This is a genomic window from Curtobacterium sp. VKM Ac-2884 (assembly GCF_015350945.1).
Taxonomy (GTDB): domain Bacteria; phylum Actinomycetota; class Actinomycetes; order Actinomycetales; family Microbacteriaceae; genus Curtobacterium.
Genome location: NZ_JADKSA010000004.1, coordinates 1 through 17933 on the forward strand (window position 1 = coordinate 1; position 17933 = coordinate 17933).

The following is a 17933-nucleotide window of genomic DNA, read 5'->3' on the forward strand; positions in this document are numbered from 1 at the left end:
CTTCGTCGTGAACCCGGGCTCCTCCAAGCTCTACGGTGACGTCCTGGTCAACGGCAAGGTCGCCGCGTCCAACGCGTTCCTGTTCGAGCTCTGGGGCGGTTCCCTCAAGCCCCTCCAGCTCGAGGGCGACAACGCCATCCTGACCGGCACCACCGTCCACGTCTCCGAAGACGCCGCCGGCCTGCTGAACAAGACCTTCGGCACCGACGCCGTCAAGCGCGGCCTCCTCGTCGGCACCGCCACCATCACCGCACAGATCAAGTAACACCCCACGTACTCCGGCTGTGCATGGCAGACCGGAACGGCCAACGCCCCGTCGCTCGCGACGGGGCGTTGCTCGTGCGTGGAGGCGCCGGGTCAGCGAGCCCGCGCTCGGTACGCACCTGGCGCAGTTCCACAGGCGCGGGTGAAGTGCACGTAGAAACTCGACTGCGACCCGAATCCTGCGGCGTGCGCGATCTCCGACGTCGTCATGGACGTCGTCGCGAGCAACCGCTGCGCCTCGGCCACCCGGCACCGTGTCAGGTACTCGACGATCGTGGTGCCGACGTCCTGTCGGAACACCGACATCGCGTAGTGCGGGTGCAGGTGCGCGGCCGCTGCGACGTCAGCGACCTCGATCGGTTCCCGGAACCGGTCGACCACGAACCGCACCATGTCGATCACCCGGTGCATGGCATCCGCGGTGCCGTGCCCGCCGCCAGGCCGCAGGTCAACGGCGTCGCGGTGGTGCCGGAGCAGGCGACGCACGAGCGCCTGCGCCTCGAGGTTGGCGATGATCTCCGCACCGTCGTCCGCGAAGTCCCGCTGCCACGACCCGAGCATCGACTCGACGTCACGCCCGGCAGCTGCGGTCGGTACGACGACCGGGCGGTTCAGGAGCATCGCTCCGAGGTCGTGGTCGGGCAGTCCCCACGCGAGCACCTCGGCCAGCGGGATGTGCACCCAGCGGAACTCGCCCGTGCCGGTGCCGTCACCCACGAGCTGGTGCGGGGTCCAACCCCAGAACAGTGCGATCTCACCCGCGTGCACGCTGACCGGGGCTCCGCCGAACCGGTAGTCCAGGTGCCCGTCGAGCACCAGGTTCATCTCGAGGTCGTCGTGCCGGTGGGACGACGCCATGAGCGGGGCCGGGCCGCGGTGGCTCCAGTACGCCGCTTCCATCGTCTCCACGTCGAGCACGATGTCGAGACTACGTCAGAGCCCCTCGGTACTCGGGCGGCGATGCGAGCCCAGCGCCTCCTTGTCCCACGCCGTCACGGACGCGAGACCTCGGGCGGCACGTTCCTCATCGAGGAGCTGTTGCACCACCTGGCTCTTCGCGGCCGTGTAGGCACGACCGTCCGACGATCGCGCTGCTCGGGTCTTGACCTCCCGGTACCGCGCAACGGCGGTCGGGTCGCTGAGCAGTTTGTCCCGGAAGAGCCGTTGGTTGCATTCGTCCCACTGGTCCGAGGCGAAGGCGTGGAGGATGTGGGTCCTCGCCCCGTCTCGCTCTCGGGTGTACACCCCGTGGTTCTTCGGACCGGAACGGTGCTGCGTGTAGCCCGTCGCCACGAGCAACGGGCCGAGCGCCGACGGATCCGTGTCGACTGCGACCCGGACCGCGATGTCGATGACCGGCTTCGCTTCGAGGCCCGGGATGGCCGTGCTGCCGATGTGTTCGATCGCGAGCACGCGGTCTCCGAGCGCGGCGACGAGCCGCGACGCCTCACGCTGGTAGTCCGTCTCCCAGGAGTCGCGGTGTGCTTCCAGCTGCACCGCGGGAGGCTCTCCGGCGGACCGGATCGTGGCCATCGCCGCTGGCCACAGCGCGTCCAACCGTGGTCCCCACGGATCCGCCATCACGCCGCTCTGACGGAGTTCGACCACCTCGGACGCGGGGAGCCACTTCCAGGCCATCACCTCGGCCGGAGCTGGCCGCACGGTCGAGCCGGCAGGTTCCCCAACGGTGAAGAGGTCCACCAGCGCAGAGTCCTCAGTGAAGCGACCGACCCACTGCAGCGCCTCGGGTGCGACCTCGAGGGCGGTCTCCTCGCGCAGTTCACGGCAGGCCGCCGCTGTCCCCGACTCGCCAGCGAGCGCGCTCCCTCCGGGGAACTCCCACCCGTACGCGAACTCCTTCGTCGGAGCTCGTTGCGTGACGAGGACGGTCCCGTCGGCGCGGTGGACGCAGACCGTGACCACGAGGTGGAAGGACCCGGCGGGCCAACCGCTGTCGCCTCGCCGGAACGTCGTGCCCGTCGCTCCACCGCCCGCATCGACCACGTCCCACCACTCGTCCACGACCGCCAGCGTACGACGACCGTCGCGACCCGTCAGAGCCCCGTGCGTCTGTTCGTCTCCCAGTAGCCCAGCACCAGCTCGTCGCCCGCCGGCAGTTCGCGTTCGACGAGCCGGAAGAGTCGCCGCGCCTGGCGCTCGGACGAGCGCGCCGCGGCCTCGGTCGGCCATCCCGCCTCCACCGAGTAGCCCTCGTTGAACTCGGCGGCCCACCGCAGTACTTCGTCGCGGACCGTCTCCGACAACGCCGGTGTCCCCTCGGGGCACAGGCCGTCCTCGTCCCAGAGCGGCCAGTCGACGCTGTACTCGTTCATCAGTCGGTAGCGCACCGGACAACACTCGCACAGCGGACCACGGACCGATCCGAGGATCCTGGAACCCCACCGTCCGAAGCCGGAGGACCGCACACCCCCGCGCTTCCTACCGTCGACACATGACCAAGATCACCATCATCGGCGCCGGCGGCTTCGTCTTCCCCTTCCGGCTCATCGGCGACCTCGTCTCCTTCCCCGCCCTGCAGGACGCGACGTTGCACCTCATGGACCTCGACGCGGGCCGGGTCGCCCGCACCGCGACGGCCGCCCGCGCGCTCGTCGCCCACCACGGCCTCGGCGTCGAGGTCCTCGAAACCACGGACCGGCGTGCGGCCCTGGCGGGTGCGGACGTCGTCATCATCACGTTCCAGGTCGGCGGCGTCGAGTCGTACAAGTGGGACGTCGAGATCCCGCGCAAGTACGGCATCGACCAGGCGGTCGGCGACACCGTCGGCCCGGGTGGCGTCTTCCGGTTCCTGCGGTCGGTGCGCGCGTACGAGGACATCGCCCGCGACGCCCTCGAGCTCTGCCCGGACGCCCAGTTCATCAACTACGCGAACCCGATGGCGATGGCCACGGCGTTCCTCAACGCGAAGGGGCTCCGGACGGTGGGGCTCTGCCACAGCGTGCAGGGCACGACCCGCATGCTGGCGCGCACGCTCGGCGTGCCGTACGACGAGGTCGAGTTCGTCAGCGCCGGCATCAACCACCAGGCGTGGATCCTCGAGTTCACGCGTCGCAACGGCGAGGACCTGTACCCGCGTCTGCGCGAGGTGATGACGGCGAAGCACCAGCGCGGCGTCGCGGCGTCCGACCTGCACGACGACGACGGCGACCACAGCGAGGCGGCTGCCGCGGCGAGCAACTACGAGGGCGGCAACGAGCAGGTCCGCACCCAGCTGATGCGCTCGTTCGGGTACTTCGAGACCGAGTCGAGCCACCACGCCAGCGAGTACGTGCCGTACTTCCGCAAGGACCCGGAGACGGTGCTCGAGTACATCCCGGAGCGCTGGGACTACTACGAGATCTGCCTGGCGCACGACGAGCAGGGCGACGTGGACACGCAGCTCGAGAAGCTCAAGGCCGACCTGACGCCGAGCGTCGAGTACGGCGCGAGCATCGTGAACGCGATCGTGACGGGCGTCCCCGCGGTGGTCTACGGCAACGTCCCGAACGCCACGGGCGTCATCCAGAACCTGCCGTCCGACGCCTGCGTCGAGGTCGCGTGCCTGGTCGACGGCAAGGGGGTGCAGCCGACGTCGTTCGGTGAGCTCCCGCCGCAGCTCGCCGCGGTCAACCGCACGAACACGAACGTGCAGACCCTGGCGGTGCGCGCTGCGCTGACGGGCAACGTCGAGCACGTCCACCACGCGGTGGCTCTGGACCCGCTGACGGCGGCGCACCTGACGCTCGACCGCATCGCCGAGATGACCGACGAGCTCCTGCACGCCCACGCGGCGCTGCTCCCCGAGTCGTTGCGTCCGGCGGACGCGGTCACCGCGGCACCGGTGGCCGGCCGGGAGGCCCGCCCCGCGCTCGTCTGAACCGTCGCGCCCGACGTGGGGTCGGGTCCAGGACGCGACCCCACGTCGGACGCGCGGCGCCCCGTGTGCGCACCCCGCGCCTCCCGGCCGACCTGAACGGCACCACGACCTCAAAGGAGAGGACCATGCCGACCCGACCATCCCCCCAGCTCGCCAGACGGGGGTTCCTCGCCCTCGCCGGCATCTCGCTGACCGGCGCACTGGCAGCGTGCGCCGGTGGCGGCACGACCGGCCGCGGCGGGACGAAGCACATCCGCCTGTCCACCTGGAACATCCCGACGGACATCACGAGCTACCAGGCGATCGCCGACGAGTTCGTCGCGGCGCACCCTGGCACGAGCGTCGCCGTCGAGGTGACCACCGGGCAGTTCCACCAGTGGTTCATCACCCGGCTCGCCGCCGACCTGGCGCCGGACGTCATCCGGATCACCCCGCAGCAGATCGGTCGGTACGCCGCGAACGGCAGCTTGGTCGACATCTCGGGGTCCGTCCCGGCGGACTACCGGCAGGACTACAGCGACCCGTTCTGGGCGATCGGCGCGCGGGACGACGGCGTGTACGGCGTCTTCCAGCACACCGACAACTTCATCACCTACTACAACCGCGACGTCATGGAGCAGATCGGCGTCACGCCACCGCAGGCACTGGCCGACGCGTGGACGTGGGACGAGTTCCTCGACGTCGCGCAGGAGGTCAAGCAGGTCACCGGCAAGTACGCGTTCGGGTACGGGTGGTCGTCGCCCGAGACGGCGTACCGGTGGCTGCCGCTGGTCCACCAGAACGGCGGCGCGTTCCTCGGCGAGGACGGTGCCACCCCGTCGATGGACACCCCGGAGGCGATCGACGCCCTGGCCTTCGGCCGGAAGTGGTACGCCGACGGACTCGCGACCACGGGCAACCTCAGCAAGAGCGGCGGCGGCGACGTCTCGCGGAACCTGTTCCTGACGGGGCAGATCGGCATGATGCTCAACAACCCGGAGTCGATCGCGCAGCTCGACACCGACATGCCGGACAACTGGGGTACGGCCCCGATGATCCGGAACGTCGGCGAGGCGAGCGACCTGGGCGGCAACGCCCTGGCCGTCACGAAGTCGAGCAAGCACCCGGAGCTCGCGGCCGAGCTCGTGGCGATGATCACGTCGCGGTCGAAGATGCAGCAGTTCTGCCACGACGGCAACTGGCTGCCCGCCCGGAAGTCCCTCGACGCGAAGGACATCGGGTACGCCGCGAACACCGACACGATGCAGCGGTTCATCGACCAGGGGACGACGATCCCGCTCTCGATGGTGAAGGCCGAGAGCGGCGAGTACTTCAGCTCGCTCAACGCGGTGTTCGCCGACTACCTCGACCTCTGCCTGCTCGGGCAGCTGAGCCCGAAAGAGGCCTCGAACCAGATGATGGAGGCGATGCGCAGTGTCACTGCGAACTGAGACCGCGCCGGTCCGAACGACGGCGTCCACCGCCCCACCGACCGGTGGGCTCCCCGCTGGCGGCGGCGCCCGCCGGAGCCGGGGCCGCTTCGTCCCGTACGTGTTCATCGGCCCCGCGGCGCTGCTGTTCCTCGGCTTCTCGCTCATCCCGATCATCACGGCGATCGCGCTGAGCTTCCAGGACTCCAGCACCTCGCTCGGCGACGGCACCTGGGTCGGCGGGAAGAACTTCGTCGACATGGGCTCCGACCCGCTCATCGGGACGGCGCTGCGGAACACGCTCGTGTTCACGCTCGGCACCGTGCCGACCTCGATGGCGATCGGGCTCGCCCTGGCGGTCGCCCTGAACCGGCCGCTGCCCGGGCGCTCGGTGTTCCGTGCCCTGTTCTTCGTGCCGATGGTCGCGGCCGGCGTCGTGGTGGGCGTCATCATGTCGTGGATCTTCAACGGCGACTACGGCGTCGTGAACAACCTGCTCGAAGCGCTCGGGGTGGGGCGCGTGCCCTGGCTGACCGCTCCGGGCTGGGCGATGGCGACCCTGGTGGTCGTCGTGGTCTGGACCCGGATCGGCTTCTGCATGGTGATCTACCTCGGCGCGCTGCAGTCCGTGCCCGCCGAGCTCAAGGAGGCCGCCGCGATCGACGGCGCCTCGCGCTGGGTGCGGTTCCGGACCATCACGTGGCCGCTGCTCCGCCCGACGACGTCGATCCTGCTCATCCTGAACGTCGTGTTCTCGTTGCAGGCCTTCGACGTCATCTACGTGATGACCGGCGGTGGCCCCGGGTTCTCGACGACCGTGCTGATCCAGTACGTGTTCCGGTCCGCGTTCATCGATGCCCGGATGGGCTACGCCGCGGCGCTCGGACTGGTGCTCGTCGCGATCCTGCTCGTGTTCACGCTGCTCCGGCAGCGCGCCAACCGCAAGGCGGAGGAGATGCTCTGATGGCCGTACTCGATGTCCGCGGTCCCCGCCGCCGTCCGGCTGGAGCCCGCTCCCGGCGCCGGCCTGGTCGCTGGGTGCTCGTCGCGGGGCTCACCGCCCTGGCGATCCTGATGGTGTTCCCGCTGTACTGGATGGTCGTCTCGGCGCTCACCCCCGGCGGGCAGTCGCAGAGCGGCACGTTCTCGCTGTTCCCGACGCGGCCGACGTTCGAGAACTACACGCAGGTGTTCAGCACGCAGCCGGTCTGGCGGTGGCTCGGCAACTCGGCGCTCATCACCAGTGTCGGCACCGCGTTGAGCGTCGTCGTGTCGTTGATGGCCGGGTACGCCCTCGCCAAGTTCCGGTTCACGGGCCGGGGGCTGCTGTACTCGGCGTTCCTCGTCACGATCATGATCCCGATCCAGGTCACCCTGGTGCCGAGCTTCCTGGTCGTCGCGAAGATCGGCCTGGTCGACTCCCCCTGGGCGGTGATCCTGCCGACCGTGTTCGACGTCGTCGGGATCTTCATCGCCCGGCAGTTCATGCTCGGGGTGCCGGACGCCCTGATGGAGGCCGCTCGGCTCGACGGCGCCGGCGAGTTCCAGACGTTCTTCCGGGTGGTGCTGCCCTCGTGCGGTCCCCTGGTCGGGGTGCTCGTGATCCTCGGCTTCATGACCCGGTGGAACGACTTCCTCTGGCCGCTCGTCGTGCTGCAGGGCAACGAGAACCTGACCGTGCCGGTGGCCCTGTCGACGCTGACGAACAACCCGGCGTTCAGTTCACCGTGGGGTGCCGTGATGGCCATCGCGACCGTGACCGTGCTGCCGCTGCTCGTGGTGTTCCTGGCGTTCCAGCGCCAGTTCGTGCAGGGCATCGCCTCGACCGGCATCAAGTAGCCCGCCGCGCGCCGCGGCGCGGCGCGGCGCGGCGGGCGGCGTACCTGGCGGAATCGGGCGTACCTGGCCGTTTCTTTCGACCAGGTACGCCCGATTCCGCATACCAGCGCAGTGGACATGGGAAAGAAACGACGGGAGGCACGGTGCCAGCTGGCACCGTGCCTCCCGTCCGTCGTCCGCGTCAGCGGATGATCGAGATGTTGTCCGCCTGCGGGCCCTTCTTGCCGGGGCCCACGTCGTACTGCACGTGGTCGTTCTCCTCGAGCGACCGGTAGCCGGTCGTCGCGATGATGCTGGAGAAGTGGGCGAACAGGTCCTCGGACCCGTCGTCGGGGTGGATGAAGCCGTACCCCTTGGCGTGGTCGAACCACTTCACGGTGCCGGTCGGCATGGTCGACAGCACGGCGTCAGTGGATGCGCAGTTGCGCGACCATCGGGCAGGCGAACGGGTCGCGGGCAGCGAGCCCGACCCGGTTCAGGTACCGGACGACGATGCCGTAGGAACGCAGCAGGGTGGTCTCGGTGTAGGGCACGTCGAGCGTGTCGCAGTGGTCGCGGACGAGCAGGCGAGCCTGCTTCAGCGCCGGGCGGGGCATCGACGGGAACAGGTGGTGCTCGACCTGGTAGTTCAGGCCGCCCATCAGGAACGAGACCCACCAGCCGCCGCGGATGTTGCGCGACGTGCGGACCTGGCGCGAGAAGAAGTCGACCTTGGCGTCGTGCGCGATGGTCGGCATGCCCTTGTGGTTCGGGGCGAACGATGCGCCCATCATCACGCCGAACACGGCGAGCTGCACACCGAGGAACGCGCAGGCCATGCCGAACGGCAGGAACCAGAACACGACCGTCAGGTAGATGCCGAAGCGCGCGACGAGCAGGGCGGCCTCGAGCCAGCGGTGCTTGACGTCGGCCTTGGTGCCGTTGCCGGTGACGATGCTCTGCACCGCGTACCGGTGCAGGTTCAGGCCCTCGAGCGTCAGCAGCGGGAAGAACAGCCAGCCCTGGAACCGCATGAACGTCGTCATGAGCGGACCCTTGACCGCCGCGGCGTCCTCCGGCAGGAACCGGATGCCGTCGGGTGCGATGTCGGGGTCCTTGCCGACGGTGTTCGGGTTGCCGTGGTGGCGGGTGTGCTTGTTCATCCACCACGAGTAGCTGAGGCCGACCAGGAAGGTGCCGAGCCAGCGGCCGGCGTGGTCGTTCCACTTCTGCGAGGCGAAGACCTGGCGGTGCGCGGCCTCGTGCGACAGGAACGCGAACTGCGTGAAGATCACGCCGAGTGCGCCGGCGACGATCAGCTGGAACCAGGAGTCACCGAGGAACGCGAACGCGACCCATGCGAGCGCGAAGGTGACGATGAGTGTGCCGAACAGCGACCAGTAGAACCCGGTGCGGCGGCGGAGGAGTCCGTTCTCCTTGACCTGCGCGAGCAGAGCGGAGTAGGTCGAGGTGCCCTTGGGGCTTCCTGTTCCTGGACGAGTACGTGTGTAGCCCGGAGCGAGCGGAGTGGTGGTCAAGTGGACCAACCTTCCGGTGCGGACCGGCCCTTCGACCGGTTCGTGGAAGTTCACGCGATTGCGCTTGGTGCGACCCTAGGGCCTGAAGGTGCGATTCCACCTGACAATCAGCCTGCCCACTACGGTGATCGGATGGGCAAGGTCACGCTGCAGGACGTCGCCGTGCACGCCGGCGTCTCGATGAAGACCGTGTCCAACGTCGTGCGCGGCTACCAGCACGTCAGTCCGCCGATGCGCGACCGGGTGCAGGCCGCGATCGACGAGCTCGGGTACCGCCCGAACGTCTCCGGACGGTCGCTCGCCACCGGCCGGTCGAACATGCTCGCGTTCGCGTTCCCCGACCTCCGGCGGCCGTACTTCGCCGAGCTCGCGCACGTGTTCTCCCGCGTCTGCGCGCAACGCGGGTACCAACTGCTGCTCGAGGAGACCCTCGGCGAGGCCGACGGCGAGCGCTCCGCTGTGCGCGGTCGCGAGGCCGGGGTGGTCGACGGCGTCGTCATCCACCCCCAGGTCCTGACTCCTGAGGCGATCGACCGGATCCGCGGGGACACCGCCGTGGTGTTCCTCGGCGAGGACGTCCGCCCCCAGTACTCCGACCAGGTGGTCATCGACAACGCGGCCGCGGCGGCGCAGGCCGTCGCGCACCTCGTCGCGCTCGGTCGCCGACGCATCGGCTTCTTCGGGCACGAGACCGGCCCGGAGTCCAGCACCTCTGGCGTGCGGCTCCACGGCTACCGGGCCGGGCTGGCAGCCGCCGGTCTGCCGGTCCACGACGCGCTCCTGGTCCCCCGCGAGGTCGGTGACGCCGCAGGTGCCGAGACCGCGTTCGGTCGGGCGCTCGATGCCGGGCTCCGGGTCGACGCACTGCTCTGCCGCGACGACCTCGCTGCCCTCGGGGTCCTGCGCGCGATGCGGTTGCGTGGGCTCGACGCTCCGCGGGACATCGCGGTGGTCGGGTGGGACGCGATGGGACTCGGGTCGAGCCTGGTGCCGAGCCTGACGTCGGTCGCGCCGGACACCGTCGCGCTGGCGGACACCGCCCTCGACCTGCTGCTCGAGCGGATGGACGGCTCGGAGGTACCGGGCCGGCTGGTCACGGTCGGGCACCGGCTGCTGGTGGGCGAGAGCGCGCCGTTCCCCGACGGCTCGGTCGACCGCGGGCAGGCGCAGGGCCAGGGCCGAGTCTCGGCCTGAGCGACACTCCTCGTGGCGATCCGCCCGAGGAGTGTCGCCCAGCGCGAGTCTCGGGGCCGCTCCTCCGAGACTCGGCGCAGCATCAGCGCTCGCCCGGGTGCACGCTCCCCAGCAGCTCGACGACGACGGCACGCAGCGCCTCGGGCAGGTCGACGGTGCCGAGTTCGACGATCCGGTCGGCGCGCGGCAGGTCTTTCGACACGATCTCCCACGCGGCGAGCTTCTCGGCGTTGCCGGCCTGTGCGCGTTCGAGGGCGCGCCGGACCGCTTCGCGGGCGTCAACGCCGACCACCGGCGACCCGGTCAACGTGACCGCTCCGCCCGCAGTCGACTCCACGGTCAGGTCGACCGAGAACCGGTCCTCGCCACGAGCGGACACGACCTGCCCGTCCGCGGGGGCGGCGAGGAACGTGATCCGCCAGTCGCGACGGGCCGGGACGACGTCGACCGCGCCCGTGGTGGCGTGCACGCGGAACTCGGCGAGCGCCGCGTCCCACGTCAGACGGGTCTCGGCACTGCGGCCGGTGTCGCCGGCGGGGTCCTCCTGGTCCTCGACCAGGGTGAACGATCCGGAGGCACCGGGGGCGACGAGGACCTCGAAGGCGGTCGGGTTCGCGGTGGCGTCGAGTTGGTCCTCGGCGGCGAGGGGCAGCAACCCGCCCGCGCGCAGCAGCACCGGCACGCTGTCGAGGGTGCGGTGCAGGTCGACGAACCGGTCGCCGGCGTACACGGTGCCGGTGAACACGTCGGTCCAGGTCCCCGGCGGCAACCAGGCCCGTGCGGTTCCGTGCAGGGTGACGGGGTCACGCGGTTCGACGATCGGGGCGACGAGCAGTTCGGACCCGAAGGCGTACGTGTTCGGCACCCGGTACGCCTCGTCGCGCCGTGGTTCCAGGTGGTACAGCGGGCGGACGAGCGCGGTGCCCTCGGCGGTCCGGTGGTTCATGGTGTGCAGGTACGGCACCAGGCGGTGACGGAAGCGCAGGGCCTCCCCCATCGCGGCGCGTGCCTCGGCCGGGAACACCCACGGTTCCTTGCGGATGAACGGGTTGTCGGCGGAGTGCAGGCGCATGATCGGTGAGAACACCCCGAACTGCACCCAGCGCGTGGCGAGCTCGTCGTCGCGGACCCCGCGGGTGTGGCCGCCGATGTCGTGACTCCACCAGGGGTAGCCGATGTTCGCGGCCGTGGCGGTGAACTCGGGTTGGAACGCCAGCGACGCCCAGGACACGACGTCGTCGCCGGAGAACCCGACGGCGTACCGCTGGCTGCCGGGGCCGGCGTAGCGCGAGAAGGTCATCCCCTGGTCCGCCGAGCGCGCCGAGTCGAGTAGATGGAAGTGGTTGAGCAGCCAGAGCGGGTCGACGCCGGGCAGACCGCTCTCACTGCCCTGCTGCCAGTCGATCCACCAGAAGTCGACGCCCTGCGCCTCGAGCGGTCGGTGCAGCTGGTCGAAGTACGCCTGCAGGAACCGCCGATCGGTCGGGTCGAACGGGATCGGCTGCTCGGTCGCCGGGTCGATCCCCATCGCCTCGGCCATCGCGGGGTAGGCGTCCTCGAACGCCCGGACGCCGTCTGCGGGGTGCAGGTTGAGCGTCGTGCGCATCCCCCGCCGGTGCAGTTCCGCCAGGAAGGCCTGCGGGTCGGGGAAGAGCGACGGCTCCCACGAGTAGCCGGTCCAGCCGTCACCGAACTGCGGCGGTACGGAGTCGACGCGGTGCCAGTCCATGTCGATGACCGCGACCGAGAACGGCAGGCGTTCCTCGGCGAACCGGTCCACGAGCTCCAGGTACGAGGTGTCGCTGTACGGGTGGTAGCGGCTCCACCAGTTGCCGAGCGCCCACCGGGGCAGGCGCGTGGGGGCGCCGGACACCTGGTGGAAGGCCCGGAGGGCGCCGTCGAAGTCGCGACCGAACGCGAACACCGTGACGTCCCGGCGACCGGGCACGCGCGTGCCGATCCAGCCGTCGTCCTCGAACAGGAACGACTCGCTGTCGTCCAGCGCGGTGATGCCGTCGCGGGCCAGGATGCCGGGTTCGAGCGGCATCCGGCCATCAACGTCGTCGAGGGTGCGGCCGGTGCCGCCGAGGTCACGGGGTTCCTGCCCCCAGCGCCAGCGGTTCGCGTCCGGGCCGATGGTCTCGACGACCAGACCGCTCGGGCTGAACGGACGGCCGTCGTAGCGGAGCCGGGCACGGTCGGTCGTGACGACGACGCCACCGTCGCCGACGCGCTCCACGGTGAACGCCGGCACCGGCAACCGCCGTCGGATCGCGAACGTCGAGGCGCGGTCCTCGAACCCGCCGTCGTCGCTCCACTCGATGCGGAACGTGCCGGCGTCCAGCACGGTGATCCGCCAGTGCTCGCCCGTGACGGCGGCCGCGGGGTCGGCGATCGGGTCGGATCCGGGGAAGGGGCGGATCGTCGGGAGTGCGGTGGTGGTCATGGTCACGTCGTACCCCTCAGCTCTTGACCGCGCCCTGTGTCACGCCGCTGATGACCCAGCGCTGCGCGAACAGGTAGACGATGATCGTCGGCGCCATGGCCATCAGGTACGAGGCGAAGGCGACGTTGTAGTTCGTGCCGAACTGGCTCTGGAAGATGTTCTGCACCACGGGCAGGGTCTGCAGGGTCGGGTCGGCGGTGATGAGCGACGGCATCATGAAGTCGTTCCACGATGCCAGGAACGCGAAGATCCCGACGGTGGCGTTCATCGGTCCGAGCAGCGGCAGGATGATCCGCCAGAAGATCTGCCACGTCGAGGCGCCGTCGATGCGGGCGCTCTCCTCGAGCTCGACCGGGATCGACCGCAGGTACGCCGAGTAGAGCAGCACGCTGAACGACAGTTGGAACATGGCGTGCAGGATGCCGACGCCGATCGGGTTGTCGAGGCCCATCTGGGCGGTGAGCTTGATCTGCGGCAGTGCGACGACCGGGAACGGCAGGAACATCGCCGCCAGCAGGTAGACGAACGACCACCGGAAGAACCGCTTGTGCCAGTTCCGGACGATCGCGTACGAGGCGAACGAGCTGAGCAGCAGGGTCGCGACGACGGTGAGCGCTGCGACGCCGAGCGACACCGAGAACGAGACGGGGAAGCGCGTGAGCTCCCAGGCCGACGCGAACGAGCCGGGGTTGAACGGGAACGGCAGCGACAGGGCGTTGCCGTCGACGGACTGTTCGCTCGTCTTGAACGCCATGGCGACGGTGACGTACAGCGGGATGAGGACCGTCAGCGCCGCGAGTCCGAGCACGACGGTCAGGGTCCAGTTCGTGCCGCCGAGGCGTCGCCGGTGCCCGCGGCCAGGTCGTCGTGCGTCGCCGGTGGTCACCGCGCGGGTGTCGGTGGGTGGGCGGGTGTCGATGGCGGTCATGCGAGTCGCAGGTTCCTTCCGCGGGTCGCCGCGAGCTGCAGCACGGAGATGAGGACGGTGATGATGAAGAACACGGTCGCGTTCGCCATCTGGTAGGCGTAGTCGCCGCCGGTGAAGCCGCCGAAGATGGTCATCGCGACACTGCTCGTCGCGCTGCCCGGGCCGCCGTTCGTCAGGCCGACGATGACGTCGTACGCGCCGAGGTAGCCCTTCACGCCGAGCACGGTGTTGATGACGATGAAGCCGCCGAGCAGCGGGAGCGTGATCGCGCGCAGCTGCTTCCAGCCGGTCGCGCCGTCCAGTGAGCTCGCTTCGTACAACTCCTCGGGGATCGAGGTGAGCCCGGCGGTGTAGATGAGGAGGGCACCGGGCACGGTCTGCCAGGCGGACACGATCACGATCGCGACCCAGGCCAGGTTCGGGTCGCCGAGGATGCTCTGCTCCAGCGGTCCGAACCCGACGCTCGTGGCCAGGGCCGGCACGGTGTTCGAGAACAGGAAGTTGAACACGTAGGCGACGATGATCCCGGAGATCACCATCGGGATCACGAAGATCGACCGGAGGCCCGCGGCGAACCGGATCTTCTTCGCCAGTGCGATCGCCAGTGCCAGCGCGATGACCTGCGTGACGATCACGGTGACGACGGCGAACCCGAGGGTGAAGCCGTACGACGCGAGGATCGCCGGGTCGGACACGAGCGCCCGGTAGTTCTCGAGCCCGAGGAAGTTCCATTGCCCGAAGCCGAGGTAGTCGGTGAAGCTGTAGAAGATGCCGACGCAGGCGGGTGCGACGACGAAGGCGGTGAACGCGATGAGGGCGGGCACGAGGAACAGGTAGTACATGCCCTCCGTCCGGCGGAGGGAGCCCGGGCGACGCGAACCGGCGGCGCGGTGCGTGCGGGCGGCCGCGGTGGCCGGCCCGGACGTCGCCGGGTCGGTGTCGCGGGAGAGCGGGGTCTGCATGGTCATGGTGGCTCCTGGAGTCCTGGTCCGGCTCAGACCGTCGCCGAACGGCCGGCGAGACGCCGCCAGTCCGAGTCGAGCCGCTGCAGCATCGAGGTGAAGTCCCCGCTCCGGATCGCCGACTGCAGGTAGTTGCCGAGCGGGATCGAGGTGGGGATGAAGGTGCCGGCGCCCTGGTAGAACGCGGCGTCGTCGACGTACTGCTGCAGGCCGGCGAGTCGCTCGTCCTGCTGCGGCGGCGCGTCCTTCGTCGGCGAGTACGCCAGGTTGTCGCGGTTGTAGGCCTCGACGACCTCGGGCTGCATGAGGAACTCGACGAGCTCCTTCGCTTCGTCCGGGTGCTGCGACGCGGTCGGGATCCACAGGCCGAGGTCGATGTTCACCCGCGCCTGTCGGTCGCCGGGGTCGTTCGAGACCGGCAGTGCGAACGTGCCGACCTCGAGGTCCTTGTCGACCAGCGCGATCTGTCCGAGCGCCCACGGCCCCTGCAGGTACATCGCGGCCTCGCCCTTGCCGAACGCCAGGTTGCCGTCGGCGTAGGCACGCGTGGCGTGGTCGGGGTTGAAGAACGTCGAGATGGTCTTCGCACGCTCCATCGGCACCGCGAAGTCCTTCTCGAACGAGACCGCGGAGTCCGGGCCGACGTCGGTGCCGAGTGCCTTCATCTTCGTGAAGAACGACCCGGTGTCGACCAGGCTGCCCACCGAGTAGTCGAACAGCCCCTGCCACAGCGTCCAGGTGTCGCGGTCCGTCGCGTAGATCGGGGTGATGTCGGCCTTCTGGAGCGTCCGGCACACCTCGACGAACTCGTCCCACGTCGTCGGCACGGGCAGGTCGTGGTCGGCGAAGATCCGCTTGTTGTAGATGACCCCGGCGGCGGCGAGCGAGTACGGCAGCACGCTCGTGCGGTCCTCGAACGTCGCGTACTGGTTCGTCAGGGTGGCGATGTCCGGTCGGACCCGTGCCGCCGACGGCAGGTCTCCGAGGTCGCTCAGCACGCCGCGGGAGATGTAGCGCGCGAGTTCGAGGTTGTCGTTGAAGCAGCCGACGTCGGCCGGCTCGCCGCGGACGAACTGCGGCGCGATCGCCGTCGTGCTGTCGTGCACCACGGACAGCCCGGAGTGCCCCTGCTCGAACCGCCGCAACAGCGTGTCGAAGTACGCGATGACCTCCTGCTTCTGCTCGTAGAAGCGCAGCGTCGTCGCACCCCCTGCCGCTGCACGCGGTGCCGCGCACCCCGCGAGCGCCATCGTGCCGAGCGCGATCCCGCCGGCTGCTCCGGCGAGGAACCCCCGCCGGCTCACGGCCGCGCTGATCGTTCCGGTCCTGCTTCCCACCATCGGGCAACTCCCTCGTGCGCGTCGTCGCGCAGGTCCTGTTTACAGCGCTGTAAAATGGAAGTCAACGTTGTAATCGCACCCGACGGGGTATGCGCGCCCACGAGCGGACGGGAGGCGCGGGTCGCTCCCGCCCCGCGCCTCCCGTCCGCCACTCGCTGGCCCGACCGCTCCGCGCACCGTGCGCACGTCGCCATCCGGTGCGCCGTTGGTCGCTCCGTGCGCGCCTCCGGCGCCGCACCGAGCTCGCAACCCGGCACGGAACGGCCGAGGCTGCACGGCGTTCACCCGAACGACACGCCTGAGCGAACGCACAGAGCCGCCGCCAGGCACCATGGAGTGCATGCCAAGCACCACCTCCGCTCCCCCGCCCGGCCCCCGCACGACGACCTCGGAGGTCCGGCGGTGGGTGTTCTGGCCCGCCGCCGTCCTCGTGCTCGGGTTCGTGGCGTTCACGCTGGTGTCGCCGTCGAGTGCCGAGGCGATGTTCGTCGGCCTGCAGGACGGCATCGTCCGGAACTTCAGCTGGTACTACGTGCTCATCGCGGCGTTCTTCGTCGGCTTCTCGGTGTTCGTCGGCTTCAGCAAGTTCGGCGACATCAAGCTCGGCAAGGACCAGGACGAACCGGAGTTCACGACGGGATCATGGTTCTCGCTGCTCTTCGCCGCCGGCATGGGCATCGGCCTCGTCTTCTACGGCGTCTCGGAACCCCTCAGCCACTTCGCCTCGCCGCGCCCCGGCGTCACCGGTTCGGAGAGCGAGCTCGCGCAGCAGGCCCTCACCCAGACGTTCCTGCACTGGGGTCTCCACGCGTGGGCGATCTACGTGGTGCTCGGCCTCGCGCTCGCGTACGCCATCCACCGCCGGGGCCGCCCCGTCTCGATCCGCTGGGCCCTCGAGCCGCTGCTCGGCAACCGTGTCCGCGGCGGCTGGGGCAACCTCATCGACGTCCTCGCCCTGGTCGGCACCGTGTTCGGCGTCGCGACCTCGCTCGGCCTCGGGGTGATCCAGATCGGCGCCGGGCTCGAGAAGGCGGGCATCGCCGACAGCGGCATCGTCAGCCAGATCGTCATCATCGCCGCGATCACCGCCGTCACCATCGTCTCGCTCGTCACCGGGGTGGCGAAGGGCATGAAGATCCTGTCGAACTTCAACCTGTTGCTCGCCGCAGCGCTGCTGCTGTTCGTGCTCATCGTCGGGCCGACCCAGTTCCTGCTGCGCGACTTCGTGCAGTCGATCGGCTCCTACCTGCAGAACGTCGTCGGGCTGTCCTTCAACGTCACCGCGCAGCAGGGCGCCGAGGGCGAGGCCTGGCAGGGCGCGTGGACCACCTTCTACTGGGGCTGGTGGATGTCGTGGGCGCCGTTCGTCGGCGTGTTCATCGCGCGCATCTCGAAGGGCCGCACGGTCCGCCAGTTCGTCTTCGGCGTCCTGCTCGTGCCGACCGTGCTCACGTTCCTGTGGTTCGCGGTCCTCGGCGGTGCGGCGATCCACCGCGAGACCGACGGCTCCGGCGGCCTGGTCGGCGCCGATGGTTCCGTCGACGTCGAGGGCTCGCTCTTCACGTTGCTCGGCGATCTGCCCGCCGGCACCGTCCTGGTGTTCGGCGCGATCCTGCTCATCGGCGTGTTCTTCGTGACCTCGTCGGACTCCGGCGCCCTGGTCATGGCGATGATCGCGTCCGGCGGTGACATCGAGCCGAAGAACTGGCTGCGGGTGTTCTTCGCCTTCGTCTCCGCCCTGCTCGCGGTCGCACTGCTGCTGAGCGGCGGACTGGACGCCCTGAAGACCGCTGCCATCACGACGGCGTTGCCCTTCAGCCTCGTGCTCCTGCTCACCTGTTGGTCGACGATCATCGCCTTCACCCGCGAGCGGCGGGCGTACGACAGGGCCGAGCGCGAGGTCCTGCTCGAACACGTCGGCGCGTACTACGGGCTCGAGGTCGAGGGGCCGTCAGAGCGCGCGCCGCGGTCTGCGTTCGGTCGGCCGTGGGCAGCCGTCAAGAAGCGGGTGCGCGGCGGGCAGGCGCCCGTCGGCGCCGCCGCTCTGGACGACTTCCCCGTCCGCGCGCAGGAGGTTTCACCCGACCCGGCGGTCGATGCGAGCCTGGACGACGGGCCGGATACCAAGAGCGCGCCGCGCCCGACGGACGGATGACA

The 17933-nt window shown here is 69.8% G+C and carries 15 protein-coding genes and 1 pseudogene; 7 read left to right on the forward strand and 9 right to left on the reverse strand.

Annotation, left to right across the window (positions count from 1 at the left end; all coding sequences use genetic code 11):
- Nucleotides 1-265: pseudogene (locus ITJ60_RS11535) on the forward strand (hypothetical protein); the annotation flags it as partial.
- 92 nt (nt 266-357) lie between these two features.
- On the opposite strand, the gene ITJ60_RS11540 reads toward ITJ60_RS11535, so the two are convergent.
- From ITJ60_RS11540 to ITJ60_RS11550, 3 genes are read right to left on the reverse strand one after another with little or no spacing between them, the layout of a single operon-like run.
- Nucleotides 358-1182 carry a helix-turn-helix domain-containing protein gene (locus tag ITJ60_RS11540; protein WP_194648031.1) on the reverse strand — a complete coding sequence of 275 codons (825 nt, stop codon included), beginning with the start codon at nt 1180-1182 and terminating at the stop codon, nt 358-360.
- 15 nt (nt 1183-1197) lie between these two features.
- Complete coding sequence (locus tag ITJ60_RS11545) at nt 1198-2286, reverse strand: GrpB family protein (RefSeq protein ID WP_194648032.1); 1089 nt, start codon at nt 2284-2286, stop codon at nt 1198-1200.
- Nucleotides 2287-2318: 32 nt separating this feature from the next.
- Nucleotides 2319-2597: a hypothetical protein gene (locus ITJ60_RS11550; RefSeq protein WP_194648033.1), complete on the reverse strand. Its 279-nt coding sequence runs from the start codon at nt 2595-2597 to the stop codon at nt 2319-2321.
- Nucleotides 2598-2716: 119 nt separating this feature from the next.
- Here ITJ60_RS11550 and melA point away from each other — a divergent pair, with 119 nt between their 5' ends.
- The 4 genes from melA (at nt 2717) to ITJ60_RS11570 (ending at nt 7389) form a co-directional block, all read left to right on the forward strand.
- Nucleotides 2717-4141, forward strand: coding sequence for an alpha-galactosidase (gene melA / locus ITJ60_RS11555; protein WP_194648034.1), 1425 nt, complete (start codon nt 2717-2719; stop codon nt 4139-4141).
- A 125-nt stretch (nt 4142-4266) separates the two neighbouring features.
- Nucleotides 4267-5571: an ABC transporter substrate-binding protein gene (locus tag ITJ60_RS11560; protein WP_228510160.1), complete on the forward strand. Its 1305-nt coding sequence runs from the start codon at nt 4267-4269 to the stop codon at nt 5569-5571.
- Entirely contained in the window at nt 5555-6514 is a 960-nt protein-coding gene (locus ITJ60_RS11565) for a carbohydrate ABC transporter permease (protein WP_194648035.1), read from the forward strand. The genes ITJ60_RS11560 and ITJ60_RS11565 overlap by 17 nt, the downstream gene beginning before the upstream one ends.
- Nucleotides 6514-7389: a carbohydrate ABC transporter permease gene (locus ITJ60_RS11570; protein WP_228510162.1), complete on the forward strand. Its 876-nt coding sequence runs from the start codon at nt 6514-6516 to the stop codon at nt 7387-7389. The genes ITJ60_RS11565 and ITJ60_RS11570 overlap by 1 nt, the downstream gene beginning before the upstream one ends.
- Nucleotides 7390-7570: 181 nt before the next feature.
- On the opposite strand, the gene ITJ60_RS11575 is transcribed toward ITJ60_RS11570, so the two are convergent.
- Both ITJ60_RS11575 and ITJ60_RS11580 read right to left on the reverse strand, forming a co-directional pair.
- Entirely contained in the window at nt 7571-7780 is a 210-nt protein-coding gene (locus tag ITJ60_RS11575) for a cold-shock protein (RefSeq protein ID WP_111086735.1), read from the reverse strand.
- 16 nt (nt 7781-7796) lie between these two features.
- A complete protein-coding gene (locus tag ITJ60_RS11580; protein WP_123313590.1) occupies nt 7797-8906 on the reverse strand; it encodes a fatty acid desaturase family protein in 1110 nt (369 codons plus the stop codon).
- Nucleotides 8907-9038: 132 nt separating this feature from the next.
- Between ITJ60_RS11580 and ITJ60_RS11585 the strand changes: the two genes are divergently transcribed.
- Nucleotides 9039-10100, forward strand: a complete 1062-nt coding sequence (locus tag ITJ60_RS11585; RefSeq protein ID WP_194648036.1) for a LacI family DNA-binding transcriptional regulator — start codon at nt 9039-9041, stop codon at nt 10098-10100.
- Nucleotides 10101-10182: 82 nt separating this feature from the next.
- Here the strand turns inward: ITJ60_RS11585 and ITJ60_RS11590 are convergent, their stop codons facing one another.
- Genes ITJ60_RS11590 through ITJ60_RS11605 form a run of 4 tightly spaced genes read right to left on the reverse strand, consistent with a single transcriptional unit; the run spans nt 10183 to nt 15776 of the window.
- Nucleotides 10183-12546: a glycoside hydrolase family 31 protein gene (locus ITJ60_RS11590; protein ID WP_194648037.1), complete on the reverse strand. Its 2364-nt coding sequence runs from the start codon at nt 12544-12546 to the stop codon at nt 10183-10185.
- Nucleotides 12547-12562: 16 nt separating this feature from the next.
- On the reverse strand, nt 12563-13474 hold the full coding sequence (locus tag ITJ60_RS11595; RefSeq protein WP_111086707.1) for a carbohydrate ABC transporter permease: 912 nt from the start codon (nt 13472-13474) through the stop codon (nt 12563-12565).
- Nucleotides 13471-14442, reverse strand: coding sequence for a carbohydrate ABC transporter permease (locus ITJ60_RS11600; protein WP_194648038.1), 972 nt, complete (start codon nt 14440-14442; stop codon nt 13471-13473). Before ITJ60_RS11600 ends, ITJ60_RS11595 begins: the two co-directional genes overlap by 4 nt.
- 26 nt (nt 14443-14468) lie before the next feature.
- On the reverse strand, nt 14469-15776 hold the full coding sequence (locus ITJ60_RS11605; RefSeq protein WP_228510165.1) for an ABC transporter substrate-binding protein: 1308 nt from the start codon (nt 15774-15776) through the stop codon (nt 14469-14471).
- A 340-nt stretch (nt 15777-16116) separates the two neighbouring features.
- Between ITJ60_RS11605 and ITJ60_RS11610 the strand changes: the two genes are divergently transcribed.
- A complete protein-coding gene (locus tag ITJ60_RS11610) occupies nt 16117-17931 on the forward strand; it encodes a BCCT family transporter (protein ID WP_228510167.1) in 1815 nt (604 codons plus the stop codon).
- The last annotated feature ends 2 nt before the right edge of the window (nt 17932-17933 follow it).

Bases quoted from the DNA above. Each gene is read 5' to 3' on its own strand.
- ITJ60_RS11550 (WP_194648033.1), bottom strand. From the start codon at position 2,597: ATGAACGAGTACAGCGTCGACTGGCCGCTCTGGGACGAGGACGGCCTG.
- melA (WP_194648034.1), top strand. From the start codon at position 2,717: ATGACCAAGATCACCATCATCGGCGCCGGCGGCTTCGTCTTCCCCTTC.
- ITJ60_RS11560 (WP_228510160.1), top strand. From the start codon at position 4,267: ATGCCGACCCGACCATCCCCCCAGCTCGCCAGACGGGGGTTCCTCGCC.
- ITJ60_RS11570 (WP_228510162.1), top strand. From the start codon at position 6,514: ATGGCCGTACTCGATGTCCGCGGTCCCCGCCGCCGTCCGGCTGGAGCC.
- ITJ60_RS11575 (WP_111086735.1), bottom strand. From the start codon at position 7,780: ATGCCGACCGGCACCGTGAAGTGGTTCGACCACGCCAAGGGGTACGGC.
- ITJ60_RS11585 (WP_194648036.1), top strand. From the start codon at position 9,039: ATGGGCAAGGTCACGCTGCAGGACGTCGCCGTGCACGCCGGCGTCTCG.
- ITJ60_RS11590 (WP_194648037.1), bottom strand. From the start codon at position 12,546: ATGACCACCACCGCACTCCCGACGATCCGCCCCTTCCCCGGATCCGAC.
- ITJ60_RS11595 (WP_111086707.1), bottom strand. From the start codon at position 13,474: ATGACCGCCATCGACACCCGCCCACCCACCGACACCCGCGCGGTGACC.
- ITJ60_RS11600 (WP_194648038.1), bottom strand. From the start codon at position 14,442: ATGACCATGCAGACCCCGCTCTCCCGCGACACCGACCCGGCGACGTCC.
- ITJ60_RS11605 (WP_228510165.1), bottom strand. From the start codon at position 15,776: ATGGTGGGAAGCAGGACCGGAACGATCAGCGCGGCCGTGAGCCGGCGG.
- ITJ60_RS11610 (WP_228510167.1), top strand. From the start codon at position 16,117: ATGCCAAGCACCACCTCCGCTCCCCCGCCCGGCCCCCGCACGACGACC.